Annotated in this window: 16 protein-coding genes; 4 read left to right on the top strand and 12 right to left on the bottom strand. The window is 74.4% G+C overall.

Annotated elements, in window-relative coordinates; genetic code table 11:
* Window positions 1-50: 50 nt before the first annotated feature.
* A complete protein-coding gene (locus C7Y72_RS07680; RefSeq protein WP_107568180.1) occupies window positions 51-1,103 on the top strand; it encodes a hypothetical protein in 1,053 nt (350 codons plus the stop codon).
* A 25-nt stretch (window positions 1,104-1,128) separates the two neighbouring features.
* Here the strand turns inward: C7Y72_RS07680 and C7Y72_RS07675 are convergent, their stop codons facing one another.
* Together C7Y72_RS07675 and C7Y72_RS23705 are read right to left on the bottom strand one after the other, a co-directional pair.
* Window positions 1,129-2,700, bottom strand: coding sequence for a pyruvate, phosphate dikinase (locus C7Y72_RS07675; protein ID WP_158276711.1), 1,572 nt, complete (start codon window positions 2,698-2,700; stop codon window positions 1,129-1,131).
* Between the two features lie 2 nt (window positions 2,701-2,702).
* Window positions 2,703-5,024, bottom strand: coding sequence for a PEP-utilizing enzyme (locus C7Y72_RS23705; RefSeq protein WP_199223881.1), 2,322 nt, complete (start codon window positions 5,022-5,024; stop codon window positions 2,703-2,705).
* A gap of 133 nt (window positions 5,025-5,157) precedes the next feature.
* Between C7Y72_RS23705 and C7Y72_RS07665 the strand changes: the two genes are divergently transcribed.
* A complete protein-coding gene (locus C7Y72_RS07665; RefSeq protein ID WP_158276710.1) occupies window positions 5,158-5,757 on the top strand; it encodes an HAD family hydrolase in 600 nt (199 codons plus the stop codon).
* 10 nt (window positions 5,758-5,767) lie between these two features.
* Here the strand turns inward: C7Y72_RS07665 and C7Y72_RS07660 are convergent, their stop codons facing one another.
* The 3 genes from C7Y72_RS07660 to C7Y72_RS07650 form a co-directional block, all read right to left on the bottom strand.
* On the bottom strand, window positions 5,768-6,541 hold the full coding sequence (locus tag C7Y72_RS07660; protein ID WP_107568178.1) for a hypothetical protein: 774 nt from the start codon (window positions 6,539-6,541) through the stop codon (window positions 5,768-5,770).
* A 95-nt stretch (window positions 6,542-6,636) separates the two neighbouring features.
* Window positions 6,637-7,440, bottom strand: coding sequence for an enoyl-CoA hydratase-related protein (locus C7Y72_RS07655; RefSeq protein ID WP_107568177.1), 804 nt, complete (start codon window positions 7,438-7,440; stop codon window positions 6,637-6,639).
* Window positions 7,441-7,452: 12 nt separating this feature from the next.
* Window positions 7,453-8,220 (bottom strand): SDR family NAD(P)-dependent oxidoreductase, encoded by a 768-nt coding sequence (locus C7Y72_RS07650; protein WP_107568176.1) that lies wholly within the window; start codon window positions 8,218-8,220, stop codon window positions 7,453-7,455.
* 60 nt (window positions 8,221-8,280) lie between these two features.
* Here C7Y72_RS07650 and C7Y72_RS07645 point away from each other — a divergent pair, with 60 nt between their 5' ends.
* On the top strand, window positions 8,281-9,285 hold the full coding sequence (locus C7Y72_RS07645) for an acyl-CoA dehydrogenase family protein (protein WP_158276709.1): 1,005 nt from the start codon (window positions 8,281-8,283) through the stop codon (window positions 9,283-9,285).
* Between the two features lie 102 nt (window positions 9,286-9,387).
* On the opposite strand, the gene C7Y72_RS07640 is transcribed toward C7Y72_RS07645, so the two are convergent.
* From C7Y72_RS07640 to C7Y72_RS07630, 3 genes are read right to left on the bottom strand one after another with little or no spacing between them, the layout of a single operon-like run.
* Entirely contained in the window at window positions 9,388-9,747 is a 360-nt protein-coding gene (locus C7Y72_RS07640; RefSeq protein ID WP_107568174.1) for a MaoC/PaaZ C-terminal domain-containing protein, read from the bottom strand.
* The gene (locus tag C7Y72_RS07635; protein ID WP_107568173.1) at window positions 9,744-10,133 is read right to left on the bottom strand and encodes an FAS1-like dehydratase domain-containing protein; all 390 of its coding nucleotides are present in this window, start codon (window positions 10,131-10,133) and stop codon (window positions 9,744-9,746) included. The genes C7Y72_RS07640 and C7Y72_RS07635 overlap by 4 nt, the downstream gene beginning before the upstream one ends.
* Window positions 10,126-11,145 carry an LLM class flavin-dependent oxidoreductase gene (locus tag C7Y72_RS07630; RefSeq protein ID WP_107568172.1) on the bottom strand — a complete coding sequence of 340 codons (1,020 nt, stop codon included), beginning with the start codon at window positions 11,143-11,145 and terminating at the stop codon, window positions 10,126-10,128. The genes C7Y72_RS07635 and C7Y72_RS07630 overlap by 8 nt, the downstream gene beginning before the upstream one ends.
* Window positions 11,146-11,214: 69 nt before the next feature.
* Here C7Y72_RS07630 and C7Y72_RS07625 point away from each other — a divergent pair, with 69 nt between their 5' ends.
* Window positions 11,215-11,766: a TetR/AcrR family transcriptional regulator gene (locus tag C7Y72_RS07625; protein WP_107568171.1), complete on the top strand. Its 552-nt coding sequence runs from the start codon at window positions 11,215-11,217 to the stop codon at window positions 11,764-11,766.
* A 1-nt stretch (window position 11,767) separates the two neighbouring features.
* Here C7Y72_RS07625 and C7Y72_RS07620 read toward each other — a convergent pair whose 3' ends face one another.
* Genes C7Y72_RS07620 through C7Y72_RS07605 form a run of 4 tightly spaced genes read right to left on the bottom strand, consistent with a single transcriptional unit; the run spans window position 11,768 to window position 16,152 of the window.
* Entirely contained in the window at window positions 11,768-12,835 is a 1,068-nt protein-coding gene (locus C7Y72_RS07620; protein ID WP_107568170.1) for an Rv3169 family protein, read from the bottom strand.
* 11 nt (window positions 12,836-12,846) lie between these two features.
* Complete coding sequence (locus C7Y72_RS07615; RefSeq protein WP_107568169.1) at window positions 12,847-13,602, bottom strand: SDR family oxidoreductase; 756 nt, start codon at window positions 13,600-13,602, stop codon at window positions 12,847-12,849.
* Window positions 13,595-14,956 carry an aldehyde dehydrogenase family protein gene (locus C7Y72_RS07610; protein ID WP_107568168.1) on the bottom strand — a complete coding sequence of 454 codons (1,362 nt, stop codon included), beginning with the start codon at window positions 14,954-14,956 and terminating at the stop codon, window positions 13,595-13,597. The genes C7Y72_RS07615 and C7Y72_RS07610 overlap by 8 nt, the downstream gene beginning before the upstream one ends.
* Window positions 14,953-16,152, bottom strand: coding sequence for a cytochrome P450 (locus C7Y72_RS07605; protein ID WP_107568167.1), 1,200 nt, complete (start codon window positions 16,150-16,152; stop codon window positions 14,953-14,955). The genes C7Y72_RS07610 and C7Y72_RS07605 overlap by 4 nt, the downstream gene beginning before the upstream one ends.
* Window positions 16,153-16,168: the final 16 nt, after the last annotated feature.

Raw genomic sequence — 16,168 nt, 5'->3', positions numbered from 1 at the left:
CGGGCCGACCGCCCGGGCACCGCGGCCGTCTCGCGTAGGGTCGGGCGCCCATGCCCGACCTCTGGAACGCCGTCAAGGACCTGCCGGTCACCATCGAGTCGTCGGCCTGCGAGCCGCTGCTGCCCGCCGGCCCGACCGGCATCGAGGACGCCTCGACCACGCAGCTGCGCCTGCACGGCCGCGGCGAGGAGGGACTCGGCGAGCAGGTCGGCACCCCGACCACCCAGGCGGGCCTGCGCGCGCTCGACCTGCCGCTCGCCGGGACGTGGCCGACGCTCGCCGCGTTCCTCGCCCACCTCGACACGCTCGAGCTATGGCCCGCGGGCCCGCCCGAGTACGAGCTCGAGCGCCACTGGCGGCGCTGGACCTTCGAGTCCGCCGCGCTGGACCTCGCGCTGCGCCAGGCGCGCACGACGCTGCCCGAGGTCCTCGGGCGCGCGCCGCGACCGGTGACGTTCGTCAACTCGGTCGGGCTCGGCGACCCGCCGGACGCCGCCCGGGTCGCGTCGCGCCGCGCGGCCAACCCGACCGTGGGCTTCAAGCTCGACGTCGAGCCGTCGTGGACCCAGGCGATCATGGACGAGATCGCCGCCGTGCCCGGCGTGACCGTCATCGACTTCAAGGGCCGCTACGACCTCGACGTCGCCGACGAGGGCGCGCTCCTGGCCATGTACGAGCGCGCGATCGCGACGTTCACCGACGTCTGGTTCGAGGACCCCCACGACGACCGTCCCGCGGTCGTCGACCTGCTCGGCCCGGTGCGCGACCGCGTCTCCTACGACGCGCCGATCGTCGGCGTCGCCTCGCTGCAGGAGACCGCCCTCACCCCGTCGATCGTCAACGTCAAGCCGTGCCGCGTCGGGCGCCTGGAGGAGCTCTCGCGGCTGTACGCGCACTGCGAGGACCACGGCATCCGCATGTACAACGGCGGCATGGGCGAGCTCGGGGTCGGGCGCGGGCAGGCGCAGCTGCTCGCCGCGCTGTTCCACCCCGACGCCCCGAACGACATCGCGCCCCCCGCGTTCAACCTGCTCGACGTGCCCGCGGGCGCGCCGTCGAGCCCGCTGGACCCGGCGCCCGACCGCGGCTTCCGCCGGCGCTGAGCCGCGGCCCGGCGGCGCCGCGCGCTCAGGACGCGGCGCGCCAGGCGAGCAGGCGCTGCAGCCGCTCGTCCTGCTCGGGGTCCGCGAGCGCCGGGGCGACCCGGGAGACGATCCCGCGGTCGCCGTCGACGGCGAGGAGGTCCCCCTCCTGCACCGCGACCCCGTCGACCGTGGCCCCCGCCCCGGAGATGCGGACCTCCCCGACGCCGCAGACCGCCGGACGGTCCATCCCGCGCGCGACGACCGCCGCGTGCGAGGTGCGCCCGCCGCGACCGGTGACGATCGCGACGCTGGCGATGAACCCGTGGATGTCCGACGGGGACGTCGTCGGCCGCACGAGCACCACGTCCCGCCCCTGCTCCTTCAGGGCGGCCGCCCGGTGCGCGTCGAAGACCGCGGTGCCGACGCCCGCACCCGGCGAGGCCGCGCAGCCGCGCGCGAGCACGTCGCCGTCGGACGCCGCGTCCGCGAACCGCGGCGCGTGCGCCGCGGCGAGCTGCGCGTCGGTCAGCCGCTCCCCGGCCTCCCGCTCCTCAAGCACGCCCTCGTCGACGAGGTCGACGGCGACGCGCACGGCGGCCCGGCCCGACCGCTGCGCGCGACGGTACTGCAGGATCCACAGGCGGCCCTGCTCGATCGTGAACTCGCACTCCACGAGGTCGCGCTCCTCGCGCTCCAGCAGCGCCAGCGCGTCGGCGACAGCGCGCGCCGCGTCGGGGAGCCGGTCCTCGAGCGCGGTCAGCGGCAGCGGGTCGGCGACGCCCGCCACGACGTCCTCGCCCTGCGCGTCGAACAGCACGTCCCCGTACACGCCGGGCTCGCCGGTCGCGGGATCGCGGCTGAACGCCACGCCGCTGCCGGAGTCCTCCCCCCGGTTGCCGAAGACCATCGCCTGCACGACGCACGCGGTGCCCATCGCCTCGTCGATCCCGCGGTGCTCGCGGTAGGCGATCGCGCGCGGCGACCGCCACGAGGAGAACACGGCCCCGAGGCACTCGCGGACCTGCTCGCGCGGGTCCGCGGGGAACGGGTCGCCCTCGCGGGCGAGCAGGTCACGCAGCACGGCGGCCTCCCCGCGCGCGGTGCGCGCCCCGTCGTCCGGGCCGTCGGGCAGCGCGTCGAACAGCGCGTCCTCGACCGTCGCCTCGGACAGGCCGCGGACGGTCGTGGCGAACGTGTGCAGCAGCCGCACGTACGACGTCCACGCGAACGCCGGGTCCTGCGTCTGCTGCGCGAGCGCCTCGACGAGCTCGTCGTTGAGCCCGACGTTCAGGATCGTGTCCATCATCCCCGGCATCGAGACCGGCGCACCGGAGCGCACCGACACGAACAGCGGGGCCGACGGGTCGCCCAGGCGACGGTCGAGCCGCCGCTCGAGCGCGTCGAGCTGCGCGTCGACGGCCGCGCGCAGCTCGTCCGTGAGCGCACCGTCGGCGAGGTAGGCGCGGCCGGCGTCGGTGCCGACGACGAAGCCGGGCGGCACCGGCAGGCCCAGCGCGACCATCGCGACGAGTCCCGCCCCCTTGCCGCCCAGCAGCGCCTTGTCGGCCGCCACCTCGGCGTCGAAGGGGACGACGGTCACCGAGGTGGCGGGCACGGCTAGTAGGACCCCTCGAGCTCGCGGTCGATCTCGAGGATCTGGATGTAGTCCTCGTGCAGCTCCATCCAGACCGTGTGCAGCGAGTCGGTCTGCGGGCTGGTGACCTGCTCGTGGTCGCCGGCCTCCGCGGCGGACAGGGCGGCGCGCAGGCGCGGCCCGTAGTCGGCGAACCGCGCGACGACCTCGCCCGAGCGCCGCAGCGCGGGCTCCACGCGATCGACGAGCGCGGAGAGGTCGGCCAGCAGCGCCGCGCGGGCACCCTCGTCGGCGTCGTGCCAGCGGGCGCAGGCGGCCTTGAAGTCGCCGTTGATCGGCAGGAAGCGGTCGTAGACGGCCTGCAGCCGCTCGGTGTCCGCACCGCCGCGCTCGGCGGCCAGCAGCGCCTGGTGGACCGCGGTGCCCGCCTCGCTGAGCAGCGCGCCCGCGGCGGTCGTCGCGACGAGGCCCGCCTCGGCGAGCGCGCCGACCGCCTGCGGCGGGTCGGGCAGCATGCCGCGCAGCGCGATGCGGTGCAGGAGTGGGAAGTGCTCGGCGTGCGCGGACGCGTCGATGCCGCCGACGTGGCTGACCGGCGGGGACAGCAGGCCCATGAGGAACGCCTGCGGCACGATCGCCGCCGCCTGCTTGTCGCGGACGAGCGGGTAGTACGCCTCCATCGCCAGCGGGTCGATCTCGAAGAAGTCGTGCTCCTCCACGAGCTGCTCCCAGACGCCGGCGCGGCGGGCCAGCGGTGCGACGAACTCGGTGTAGTAGACCTGCGCGCCGCACATGATCTTGTCGCGCGGCGACATCGAGGCGATCCGCTTGTAGAGCTTCGTCGTCGTGGTGTCGCAGCGCTCGAGGATCAGGCGCATCTCGTCCTCGTCGACGCGGCGCAGCTCCTCCACCGGCGTGTCGTACCGGTCCCGCGCGTAGACGGCCATGCCGGTGAGGCTGTCGAGGTAGTTCGACGGCTCGCTGAACAGGGTGCCGATGTCCAGGACGTTGACCTGCAGGTCGTCCTTCGGGTGGAAGACCATCGCCTGCGTGAGCGCGTGCGGGAGGTCCTCGGCGACGTCGTGCCAGTGGTAGGCCGGGTCGTGCAGGAAGTGGTCGCGCACGATCATGAAGCCGCCGTCGGGCAGCGGGTACGGGCCGCTGTCGCACAGGCCCGAGCGGTTGTCGAAGTGCAGCAGGAAGCCGGTGATCTCGGTCGTCGCGTTGAAGCGCTGGTACAGGCCGCGCTGGTCGTCACCGGAGAACGGCTGCACGTCGGCGGCGAAGCGGTCGATCCACGACCGGTCGAGGACCGGCGCCCGGTAGCCGCGCGAGGAGGAGAACAGCTCGCCGCCGTCGCCCCAGAAGCCCGCCATCAGGCGGCGCTGGAACTGGACGAGCTTCTCGACCCCGTCGGTGTCGTGGTCGAGGTCGATGAGGCCGAGCTTGTGCAGCAGGCCGCGGCCGAACAGCGGCGTGATCGCCGAGCACCAGAGGTGCAGCTGGTTGACCTTCGAGCCGGGCTCGCGGCGCGGGATGGCACCGAGCTCGATCACGCCGTCGACGCCGAGCTTCTCGGTGATCACGTCGACGAAGGTCGGGAAGCGCAGGTACTGGTTGATGCAACCGAACGCCTCGTACTCCTGGCGGGGGATCAGGCCGGACTCGCCCTCGGTGGAGCGCAGCGCCAGCGCGTCCCACACGTTCCAGGCGGCGTAGTCGTTGAAGTCGTTGATCTCGTCGGGGGTCAGGCGGCGGCGCAGCGACTCGTCGGACAGGACCGACACGTCGGTCTTCAGCCGGTCGCGCAGCTGCTGGTCGCCCTCGGCGCCGTGCGGGACCTCGCCGCGGAAGTGGTGCAGGAGCGGGATGACCTGCTCCATCTGGGCGGCGAGCGCCTGCTCCTCCGCGGTCGGCTCGCCGCGACCGCCCTCGCTCGGGGCGCCGGGCTCGATCGCGACCCGGCCCTCGGGGGTCGAGATGTCCAGGCGCACGACGGCGCCGTCGGCGGGGATGATCTCGCCGCGGCTGGAGCGCACGCCGTCCTCGAACTGCACGCCCATGACGCAGGGGATGCCGTACTCGCGCGAGAGGATCCCGAGGTGCGACTCGGGTGCGCCCTGCAGGGTGATGACGCCCTTGACGCCCGCGGTGAGCGCCGGGGTGAGGAACGTCGTGGTGCCGCCGCGGGCGAGGACGATCGTGTCGGCGACGTCGTCGCGCTGCACGAACTGGATGACCGCCTGGGGCGAGTCGAGCCACGCGACCGGGCCCTCGACGGGCTCCGGACGGGTGAAGACGGCGCGCCCGGCACCGATCGTCTTGAACTCCTCTGCAGTGGCCATTCGTGCTCCTCCTCGACGGGTGACTGAGGCCGATGCTCTCCGCGTCCCGGCCGCGATGCACCCGCGCGGGCGGACAGGACGGGCGCGGCGGTCTGTCCCCGGGAGAGCAACCGATGGGCCGTACGATGCGCCGATGCGCCCGACCGCCCTGCTGCTCGACTACGCCGGTGTGATGACCGAGGACATGTGGGCCTCCGTCGGGGGGTTCTGCGTGCACCACGGCATCGCGCCCGAGCGGCTCGCCGGCGCCTACCGGCCGGGCGCCGACTTCTACGAGCTGTCGGTCGAGCTGGAGTGCGGCCGCGTGTCGGTGGAGGACTTCGAGCCGCGGCTGGCGGCGGTCCTCGGACTCGACGACCACACCGACCTGGTGCAGCGCCTCGTCGGCGGCCTCGGGGTCGAGCCGCGCATGCTGGAGGTCGTCGCAGCCGCCCGCGCGGCGGGCGTGCGGACGGTGCTGCTGTCGAACTCCTGGGGCGAGGCGATGTACGCCCCGGAGGTCCGGGCGCTCTGCGACGCGGAGGTGCTCAGCGGGCGGGTCGGGATCCGCAAGCCGTCCCCGGAGATCTACGCGATGGCGGTGGAGGCGGCGGGCGTCGCGGCGTCGGACTGCGTGTTCGTCGACGACCAGGAGGTCAACCTCCCGCCCGCCCGCGCGCTCGGGATCACGGCGGTGCACCACACCGACGCGGACGCGACGGTCGCCGAGCTGCGGCGCCTGCTGCACCTGTAGTCCGCCGCGCTCAGGACATGTCCATCTGCCCGCCGGTTCCCGGGCACTCGCGGCTGTCGTGCCCGCCGTCGTGGTGGTGCTGCCCGGCGTAGCAGGCCTGCTGCGCGCTCGTGCGGTACGGGCGGTCGATGTAGGCGTCGAGCCCGGCGTCCTGCACCGCGAGCAGGTCGCGGGCCTCGCGCGGACTGATCGCCCCGGCGGCGACGCCGCGGCGGGCGCGGTCGGCGAAGAACGCGTGCAGGCGACCGTGGAGACTGCGACCCGACAGGCCCCCGGCCGCGGCGATCCGGCGGGGCGTGCGACCGCGGTCGCGCAGCCGCAGGTAGCCGGCGGTGCTGACCCCAAACACCTGGCGGGCATGCCGCGGGAGCTGGTGGGAGTGGTACACGTGGAACAGGAGGTGGCGGGCAAGGTGCGGCTGGGTGAGCGTGTCCAGCGCGCGGGCGCGGAGCGTCGCGAGCGGCGTGCCGCGGTGGTCGGCGGCGCGCGGCGCGACGAGCAGCGCGGCGAGGCGCCGCCGGTCGGGGTGGCCGTGGCGGGCGGCCAGCGCGCCGAGCGACCGGCGGTCGTCCAGCCAGGCGTCGAGGTCCTGACGGGTGACGTGCAGCAGCGACTCGAGGCGGGCCTCGTCGTAGGGCAGCCAGCCGCTCATCACCCAGACGTCGGACGGGAGCCAGTCGCCGCGGGCGCCCGCGGGAGCGTGGCTGTCGCGGGCGGCGGCGGGGCCCGCCGCGAGCGCGAGCGCGGCGAGGAGCGCGAGGAGCAGGGTGGCGATGCGGGGCATGCGTCGAGGGTGCCCCGCCGGGCGCGGGCGCACGACCCACCCTGGGTGTCGCGATCCGACACCCGGCGGCGCGCGGCCGCCGGGCGCCGTGCGGCTCAGGCGCCGCGGTAGGGCGAGAAGTCGGGTGCCCGCTTCTCGTTGAACGCGGTGATGCCCTCCTTGGCCTCGTCGGTCTCGGTGAACATCATCAGGCTCGTCAGGGCCATCTGGCCGGTGCCGATGAACTGCTCGGTGTCGATGTTCATCGACTGCTTGAGGACCTTCAGCGCGGTCGGGCTGAGGTTGCAGATCTCGTCGGCCCACTGCCGGACCTCGGCCATGAGGTCGGCGGCGGGGACGACCTTGTTGACGAGACCCCACTCGAGGGCCTGCTCGGCGGTGTACTGGCGGCACAGGAACCAGATCTCGCGCATGCGCTTCTCGCCGACGACGCGGGCGAGGTAGCCGGTGCCCAGGCCGGCGTCGAACGAGCCGACCTTCGGTCCCACCTGCCCGAACTTCGCGGTGTCGGCGGCGATGCTGAGGTCGCACAGCACGTGCAGGACGTGGCCGCCGCCGATCGCGAAGCCGTTGACGGCGGCGATGACCGGCTTGGGGATGTCGCGGATCGTGCGGTGCAGCGTCTCGATCTCGAACAGGCCCGTCTCGGAGGGGCCGTAGTCGCCGGTCTCGGCGCGCTGCTTCTGGTCGCCGCCGGTGGAGAACGCGCGGTCGCCGGCGCCGGTCAGGCAGACGACGCCGACGTCCCCGGAGGCCCACGCGTGCTTGAAGCACTTGATGAGCTCGTCGCAGGTCTTGGCGCGGAACGAGTTGAACCGCTCGGGGCGGTTGATCGTGATGGTCGCGAGACCGTTCTCGATCTCGTAGGCGACGTCGGTGAGGTCTTCAAAAATCGGCATGGGGATCTCCTCTTAGGCCATGGTCAGGCCACCGCTCACGGAGAGCGTCTGGCCGGTGATGAAGGACGCCTTCTCGGAGGCGAAGAACGCGACGGCGGCAGCGACCTCGGCAGGCTGGCCGAGGCGCTTCATGGCGACGCCGGAGGTCATCGCGGCGATGACCTTGTCCCCGTCGGGGGAGGCGTCGACGACGCCGCGCAGCATCGGCGTGTCGGTCGGGCCGGGGCAGACGACGTTGGCGGTGACGCCCTTGCGGGCGGCCTCGCGGGCGACGGTCTTGCTGAAGGCGATGACGCCGCCCTTGGCGCCGGCGTAGACGGCCTCCATCGAGGAGCCGACGCGGCCGGCGTCGGAGCCGATGTTCACGATGCGGCCGTAGCCGCGCTCGATCATGCCCGGCAGCAGCGCGTGGGTGGTGCGCAGGACGCCCTTGTAGTTGATCTCGATGACCTTGTCCCACAGGGCCTCGTCGGTCTTGACAAACGGCATGAGGTCGTCCCAGCCGGCGCAGTTGACGAGCGCGTCGACCGCGCCGAAGCGCTCGAGCGCGGCGGCGACGCCGGCGTCGACGCTGGCCGAGTCGGCGACGTTCATCGCGACGCCGAGGGCGGTGCCGCCGGCGTCGGAGATCTCCTGCGCGGCCTGGGTCGCCTCGTCGGCGAGCAGGTCGGCGATCACGACGGCGTGGCCGTCCTCGACGAGGGCGTCCACGCAAGCGCGGCCGATGCCTCGGGCGCCGCCGGTGACCAGGGCGACGCGCGTGTGGGTCTGTGCCTCCATGGCGGCGACCGTACCAGACTGGCTTAACGATCGTTAGGGCGGATGCGCTACGGTCCCGGCATGGACCTCTCGTACTCCGACGAGCAGCAGTTCCTCCGCGAGGCCGTCCGCGGCGTCGTCGACCGCGAGCTCGCCCTGCCCCGCGTGCGGGAGCAGGTGCTCGACCCCGACCTGCCCGACGTCGACCACCGGACCGCGCACGACGTGGCGGTCGCCCAGGGCTGGACCGGCATCGGGGTGCCCGAGGAGGCCGGCGGCCAGGGCGGCGGCCTGCTCGAGCTGTCGATCCTCGCCGAGGAGCTCGGCCGCGGCGCGGTGCCCGCCGACGGCCTCTACGCGACGATCCTCGCCGCCCTCGCCCTGCACGAGGCCGACGGCGACGCCGACCTGCTCGCGGCGCTCGCGGGCGGCGAGCGGACCGGCGCGCTGCTCGTCGGCGGCGACCGGCCGACCGACGTCGCCGGAGCCGCCACGTGCGTGCTCGGCGCCCCGCTCGCCGACGTGCTCGTCGCGCCCGACGGCCACGTGCACGAGGCATCCGCGACGACGGTGACGCCGCGACCGCTGGCCGACCGCACCCGCGCGCTCGGCGACGTCGCCGGTGTCGACGCGGGCGCGACGTCGACCGGGCTCGCGGCGCACGCGGCGGTGCTCGTCGCCGCCGACGCGCTCGGTGCCGCGCAGCGGCTGCTGGACCTGACCGTCGCCTACGTGACCGACCGCGTCCAGTTCGGCGTGCCCGTCGGGTCGTTCCAGGCGGTCAAGCACACGGCCGCCGACATGCTCACCGCGATCGAGGGCACGCGGGTCGTCGTCCAGTACGCGGCCTGGGCGGTCGGCGAGGACGAGCCGGGTGCGGCCACCGACGCGTGGGTCGCCAAGACGCGCGCGGCGCGGTCCGCGGCGTTCGTCGCCGACAAGGCCCTCTTCCTCCACGGCGCGGTCGGCTACACCTGGGAGCACGACCTGCAGCTGCTGTTCAAGCGCGCGAAGAGCGACGGCCCCCTCTTCGGCGACGCCGGAACCTACGACGACCGCATCGCCGACGCCCTCCCCCTCACCTAACCCCCGCCCCCCGCCCCCCGCCCCCGGTCGAACAGGGAGTTGTTCGCCCTGAGGGCGAAGAACTCCCTGTTCGGCGGCGGTGGGCGGGGCGGGGGGGGCGGGTTAGTGGGTGGCCCAGCCGGTGAGGACGACGGTGGCGTCGGACTCGCGGGTGACCGTCAGGTCGTAGCGGCCGGGCTGGTCGGCCGGGGTGCCGCGCAGGACCAGGACGTCGCCGGGGACGACCTTGCCGACGAACCGCACGCCGTAGCCCGTGATCGCGTCGCGGCCGAGCCACCGGGCGACGGCCTCGCCGAGGATCGCCGCGGTGAGCTGGCCCATCGCGAAGACCGTCTCCTCGCCGGCGGCCTGCGCGAACGGCTCGTCGTGATGCATCGGGTTGAAGTCCCCGGCCGCTCCCGCGAACCGCACGATCTGCGTGCGGGTGACGGGCGGCGTGGTCTCCTCGAAGGTCGGGCTCATGGCAGCTCGATCACCGTGTCGGTCTGGACGATCGCGACCTCGCCGTCGGCGCGGCGCAGGGCGGTCTCGATCGTGATGAAGGTCATGCCGCGGTCGTTCGTCCGCACGCCGGTGACGACCCGGGCGCCGGTCAGCGTGTCACCGACGCGGACCGGGGCGCGGTACTCCCAGTCGACGCTGCCGACGACCACGCGGCGGATGTCGAGGTCCAGCGCGGCGACCATCGCCGCCTGGTCGCGGTGGTGCGAGGCGACCGCGGCGAACGTCAGCGGGACCGTCTCGACGTCCTGCCCGCCGACCGCGACCGCCCACTCGCGCAGCTTGCCCGCCTCGACCGGGAAGCTGAACCGGTCGATCTCGAGGCCGATGTGCGACGCGTCAGCCACGGCCGGGGGCCAGCTCGTCGACGAGGGCGGCGGCGAGCTCGTCGCAGCGCTCCTCGGTCAGTCCGAAGCTCGGCGGGTAGGTGATGACGTGGTCGAACTCGGCCTCGGCCTGCGCGACGCGCGCGCGGACCTCCGCGGCCGTGCCCGCGGCGGCCATCGCGTCGACCATCTCGTCGGGCACCGCGGCGGCCATGGCGGCGAAGTCCTTCGCGGCGAACGCTGCGCGCACCCGCTCGCCGACGCCCCCGAAGCCGCTGGCCTCGAGCAGCGGGCCGTACGTCTTCGGCGCGCAGTAGAACGCCAGCTGGGCCGCGGCCTCGCGCCGGGCGAGGTCGGCGTCGTCGTGCACCGCGCAGATCAGCACGCCGCAGAGCTCGACCGGCGCGTCGGGGCGCTCCCCCTTCTCGCGGCCGCGGTCGATCGCGGGCCGCACGACCTCCTCGAGGTACGGGCGGCTGAACAGCGGGTGGCCGAGCAGGCCGTCCCCGACCCGGCCCGCCACCTCGATCATGCGCGGGTTGACCCCGGCGGTGTAGACCGGGATGTCCGGGCGGACCGGGGCGGTGGTCTCCGCGGTCGGCACGAGGTGGGTGCGGTAGAAGCGGCCGTCGTGGGCGACGGGCTCCTCGTGCAGCCGCCAGATCGAGCGCAGCAGCGGGACGAGCTCCTCCATCCGCACGGCGGGCGCCGCGCCGTCGAGGCCGTGCCAGTCCTCCATCATCCGCCTGGTGCCGGTGCCGAGCCCGAGGACGAGCCGGCCGCCGCAGAGCTCGTCGAGCGACCGGGCCTCGGTGGCCAGCATCAGCGGCGAGCGGCCGGTCGCGTAGGCGATCGACGTGCCGAGTCGGACGTCGGCGGTGACGGTCGCCATGCGGGCGAGCGTGACGATGGCGGAGCGCGTGTAGAACTCCGGCGTCCAGGCGGTGCCGAAGCCGGCGCGCTCGGCCGCCGCGGCGGTCGCGGCGACGGACTCGACGCCCCCTCGCAGGACGGTGATGCCCCTGGTGGCCATGTCCCGACCATAACCGATCTCCTGAACGATCGTTCAGGCCGGTGGGGCCGGCGGTAGACTGCTGCGCGCATGGACCGACGCACCGAGATCCTCACCACCGCCGCCGGGCTGTTCCGGGAGAAGGGCTTCCACGGCGTCGGCGTCGACGAGATCGGCAAGCGCGTCGGTGTCAGCGGCCCGGCGATCTACCACCACTTCGCCGGCAAGGACGAGATCCTCGCGACGCTGTTCAACGACGCCATGGACAAGGTCGCGGTCGAGACCACCGGGATGTTCGACACCCCGCAGGAGGAGCTCGACTTCCTCGTGCGCCACCACGCGCGGTTCGTCGTCGGCCACCGCGAGCTCGTCGCGATCTACGCGCACGAGCACCGCTCGCTCGTCGAGCCCTGGCGGAAGATGTTCACCGGCCGCACCCGCGCGCACGCGGAACGCTGGGAGGACGTCGTCGCGCGCGTGCACCCGCAGGCCGACCGCACCGACGTCGCGGTCGCGGTGCAGGCGGCGATCGGCCTGCTGCACTCCGTCGTGCTCTGGCCGCCGAAGCTGCTCGAGGACCCGGGCACGCACGAGCGCCTCGTCGCGCACGCGCTCGGCGCGCTCGACGCGGTCGCCCGCTGACTCAGGTCAGTCCCAGCGGCCGGTACGGGCCGATGACGAGGTGCTCGAGCACCCCGGACGCGGCGTCCTGCCGGCCGTCGACCACGACGTCGCACAGGAGCTGGCGATGCCAGCGGTGCAGGGCGCCGTGCTCCTCGTGGTCGAGCGCGATGCGCTCGTGGCCGAGCTCGAACTCCCCGTGCGGGGTGCCGTGCGTCCAGGTCGGGTGCCGGTAGCCCAGCCCCTGCATCTCCAGATGCGCGCGCGGCGTGTACGTGAGTCGCAGGTCGGTGCCGTCGTCGGCCTGGACCTCGAGCTGCGCCCCGGAGACCCAGCGCGTGCCCGGGTGCAGCTCGAGCGTCATGCGGCCGTGGGCGTGGACGTGGTCCTCGGGCGTGGCGCCGTGCGGGACGAGCACCGCGCGCGTGTTCCACGCCCGGCCCTCCGCGTCGGCGTTGACGTGGAAGAACAGGGTGCGGTCGGGCAGGTGCACCGGGGTCCACAGCCAGAAGAACTGCGGGTCGCGCGGGGGCATCAGCGGCGTCGGGTCCGGGAGGCCGACCGGCCGGATCCCCCACGAGCGGTCGCGCAGCCCGTCGACGCCGTCGAGCGCCAGCGTCTCGCCGTCGACGGTCACGGTGCCGGTGACGTCCGCGGCCTGGCTCATGCGCGTGTAGTCCATGAACGCGCGCGGCCCGAAGCGGTGGATGAAGCGCGGCTCCTCGATCGGGAAGTGGCGGCCGCGGAAGCGCAGGTCGGCGGCGAGCGTGCCGTCGTCGACGACCAGGCGCAGCTCCTGCAGCGGCTGCACGACCTCGATCGACACCGGGCCGACCGCGAGCGTCGCCCGGTCGGAGTGCAGCGTCTTGGACGCGTGCAGGCAGTGCTGCACGCCGTCGCGCACGACGGTGAGGTGCGCGTCGGCGATGTTGAGGTTCGGGTACATGCCGAACGCGGCGGCGACGATCAGGCCATCCTCGGCACGGAACGCCCCGAAGTACGACCGGTCGTAGAAGTTGCGGTCGGTGCCCGAGGACGCGAGCGGCTCGGGGGTCTGGTGGACGTGCCACTCGTCGGCGGCGGTGAGCATCGGGGATCTCCTCAGAGGTTGCGGGTGCCCAGCAGGCCGCCGTCGGCGCGCACGTCGACGGCGTTGACCCAGCAGGCGCGGGGCGAGAGCAGGAACGTGATCAGCGGGGCGATGTCGTCGGGGCGGCCGTGACGGCCGACGACCTGCGCGGCCGCGCTCATGCGGTCGGCGCCCATCGTCGCCTCGAAGTCGGCGAGGATCGGCGTGTGCGTCGGGCCGGGCGAGACCGACAGCGACCGCACCCCGTGGGCGAGGCCGTCGCGGGCCTGGACGCAGGCGAGCGCAACGAGCGCCTTCTTCGTGAAGTCGTAGGTCGGGCTGCCGGCGAGCGCCTCCCGGGCCAGCCACGCCTGCGCGTCCTCGTCCGGCAGTCCGAGCACCGTGCGGACGTCGTCGTCGCCGCGGTCGCTGCGGCCCGCCGCGACGGAGGCGACGTGGACGATCGCGCCGTCGGCCGCGATGCGGGGCAGCAGCGCGGCGCCGAGCCGCCGCGGCGCGAGCAGGTTGACGGCGAGCACGCGGGCGGGCGGGTGCGTGCCCGGGACCCCGGCGACCGACGCGACGCCCGCGAGCCGGTCGGGGAGCGCGGCGACCGCGGCGTCGACCGCGGCCGCGTCGCTGAGGTCGCAGGCGCGGACGTCGGCGCCGTCGGGTCCCTCGCCCGCGACGTCGAGGCCGATCACGGCGTGCCCGGCGGCGAGCAGCTCGGTCGCGACCTCGCGGCCGATGCCCGAGGCGCAGCCGGTGACGAGGTAGGGCTCAGACACCGAGCACCGCCTTGACCTCGGTGAACTCCTCCAGGCCGAAGGTGCCGAGCTCGCGACCGAGCCCGGACAGGCCGTAGCCGCCGAACGGGGCGCCGAGCGTCGCGCGGGCGCTCACGCCCCCGACCTTCACCTGGCCGGCGCGCAGCCGGCGGGCGACGCGGTCGATCGCGTCCGGATCGGCCCCGTAGAGCTCGGCCGACAGGCCGTACGGGGTGGCGTTGGCGAGGCGCACGGCGTCCTCCTCGTCGGTGTAGGTCGTGACGGACAGGATCGGGCCGAACAGCTCCTCGTCGTGCACGCGCATGCCGGGCCGCACGTCGGCGAGCACGGTCGGCGCGACCCAGAAGCCGCGGTCGGGCAGGTCGGGCGGGTCGTCGGGGCCCCCGGCGACGAGCGTCGCCTCGGTGTCGCGCAGCACGCCACGCAGGCGGTCGCGCGCGGCGGCGCTGATCACGGGGCCGACGTCGACGCCGTCCTGCAGCGCGGGGCCGACGCGCAGGCCGCGCGCGACCTCGCCCGCGAGCGCGGTCGCGTCGGCGGCCCGCTCGGCGGGGAGCAGCAGCCGGGTGGGGGCGTTGCAGGCCTGCCCGCTGTTGAAGCAGCAGCGGGTGACCGCGTGGCGCACGGCGGCCTCGACGTCGGCGTCCGGCAGCACGACGAGCGGGGACTTGCCGCCGAGCTCCAGGCACGCGCGGCGGATCGCGCGGCCCGCGGCGGCCCCGATCTCGCGGCCGGCGGCGAGCGAGCCGGTGAAGGAGACGACGTCGACGTCCTGGTGCTCGACGAGCGCGCGGCCGGTGACCGGGCCGGTGCCGTGCACGACCTCCAGGACGCCGTCGGGGAGGCCCGCGTCGCGGGCGGCGGCGACGAGCTCGCCGACGCACAGCGGCGCGAGCTCCGACGGCTTGAGCACCACGGTGCAGCCGACGGCGAGCGCGGGACCGAGCTTCGCGGCGATCTGGTGCAGCGGGAAGTTCCACGGCGTGATCGCCGCGACGACCCCGGCGGGCTCGCGTAGCACGAGCGCCCCGTCCTCGGTGGTCTCGAACGGGAAGCGGCGAGCCGCGGCAACGGTGGCGCGCAGCACGCCGACGGGCAGCGCGGCCTGCACGGCGGTCGCCTGCGCGACGGGCATGCCCATCTCGCGGGCGAGCGTGTGGCCGATCGTCGCGGCGCGCCCCTCGAGCGCCGTGGCGAGCGCCTCGAGCGCGGCGAGGCGCTGCTGGAGCGGCGTGGCCGCCCACGGCCCGAAGGCGGCGCGCGCCCGCGCCACGGCGGCGTCGACGCCGGCGGGCCCGGCCTCGGGGACCTCGCCGAGCACCTCCTCGGTGCTCGGGTCCACGACGGGGATCACGCCGACACCGCGACGGGCAGCTTCTTGATGCCGCGGAAGAAGTTCGAGCGCAGCCGCGTCGGCGCGCCGGTGACGTCGATCTCGATGCCGCGGCGCACGAGCTCCTCCAGCAGGATCTCGCCCTCGAGCCGGGCGAGGTGCGAGCCGATGCAGAAGTGGGGCCCCCAGCCGAACCCGAGGTGCTTGTTGGGGCTGCGGTCCAGGCGCAGGGCGTCGGGGTCGTCGAAGACCCGCTCGTCGCGGTTGGCGGAGGTGAACCAGAGGACGACCTTGTCGCCGGCGCGCACCTGGCGGCCGTGCAGCTCGACGTCGCGGGTGGCGGTGCGGCGCATGCAGACGATCGGGGAGACCATCCGGACGATCTCCTCGATCGCCTCGCGCGGGCGGACGAGCCCGGACTTCAGGCGCTCCCACTCGCCGGGGTTCTCGTCGAGCAGCAGGACGCTGCCGGTCATCATGTTGCGCGTCGTCTCGTTGCCGGCGACGAGCAGCACGAGGTAGTACGGGTCGAGCTCGTCGCGCTCGAGGCGCTGCCCCTCGACCTCGGCGGTGACGAGGACGCTGATGAGGTCGTCCTGCGGGTCGGCGCGGCGCGCCTCGGTGAGGGCGTGGAAGTAGTCGAAGACCTCGTGGCGCACGCGCTCGACGACCCCGGGGTCGGCGACGTACTCGGGGTCGGTCTGTCCCGACATCACGTTGGTCCACTCCAGGAGGCGGTGGGCGTCCTCCTTCGGGGCGCCGAGCATCGTCGCGAAGACGAGGATCGGGATCTGCATGGTGGCGGTCTCGACGAGGTCGGCGGTGCCCTGCGCGACGAGCCGGTCGAGGTGCTCGCCGACGACGTCGCGGGCGCGCTGCTCCATCCGCTCGACGCTCTGGCGCGCGAACTCGGAGGTGAGGAGGCCGCGCAGGAGCTTGTGGCGCGGCGGGTCCATGTTGTGGATCGAGGGCTTGCCGTGCCCCTCGGCGCGCCGGCTCTGGATCTGCGTGCCCTGCGCGCTGGAGAACGTCTGCCAGTCCGAGCCGGCGGCCTTGACGTCCTCGTAGCGGGTGAGCGACCAGAAGCCGGGACCGTCCTCCTCGTCGTTCCAGTGGCAGGGGTCCTCGTCGCGCAGGCGGCGGAACAGCTCGCCGTCCTCGCCGCGCACGAACGGGTCGAGGTCCATCAGGTCGATCGCGCTGGCCGTCGTCGTCATCGTCTCTCCCGCTCCC

The sequence above is a fragment of the Paraconexibacter algicola genome, from assembly GCF_003044185.1.
In the GTDB taxonomy this organism is placed as follows: domain Bacteria; phylum Actinomycetota; class Thermoleophilia; order Solirubrobacterales; family Solirubrobacteraceae; genus Paraconexibacter; species Paraconexibacter algicola.
This window is presented reverse-complemented; position numbering and strand designations above follow the sequence as displayed.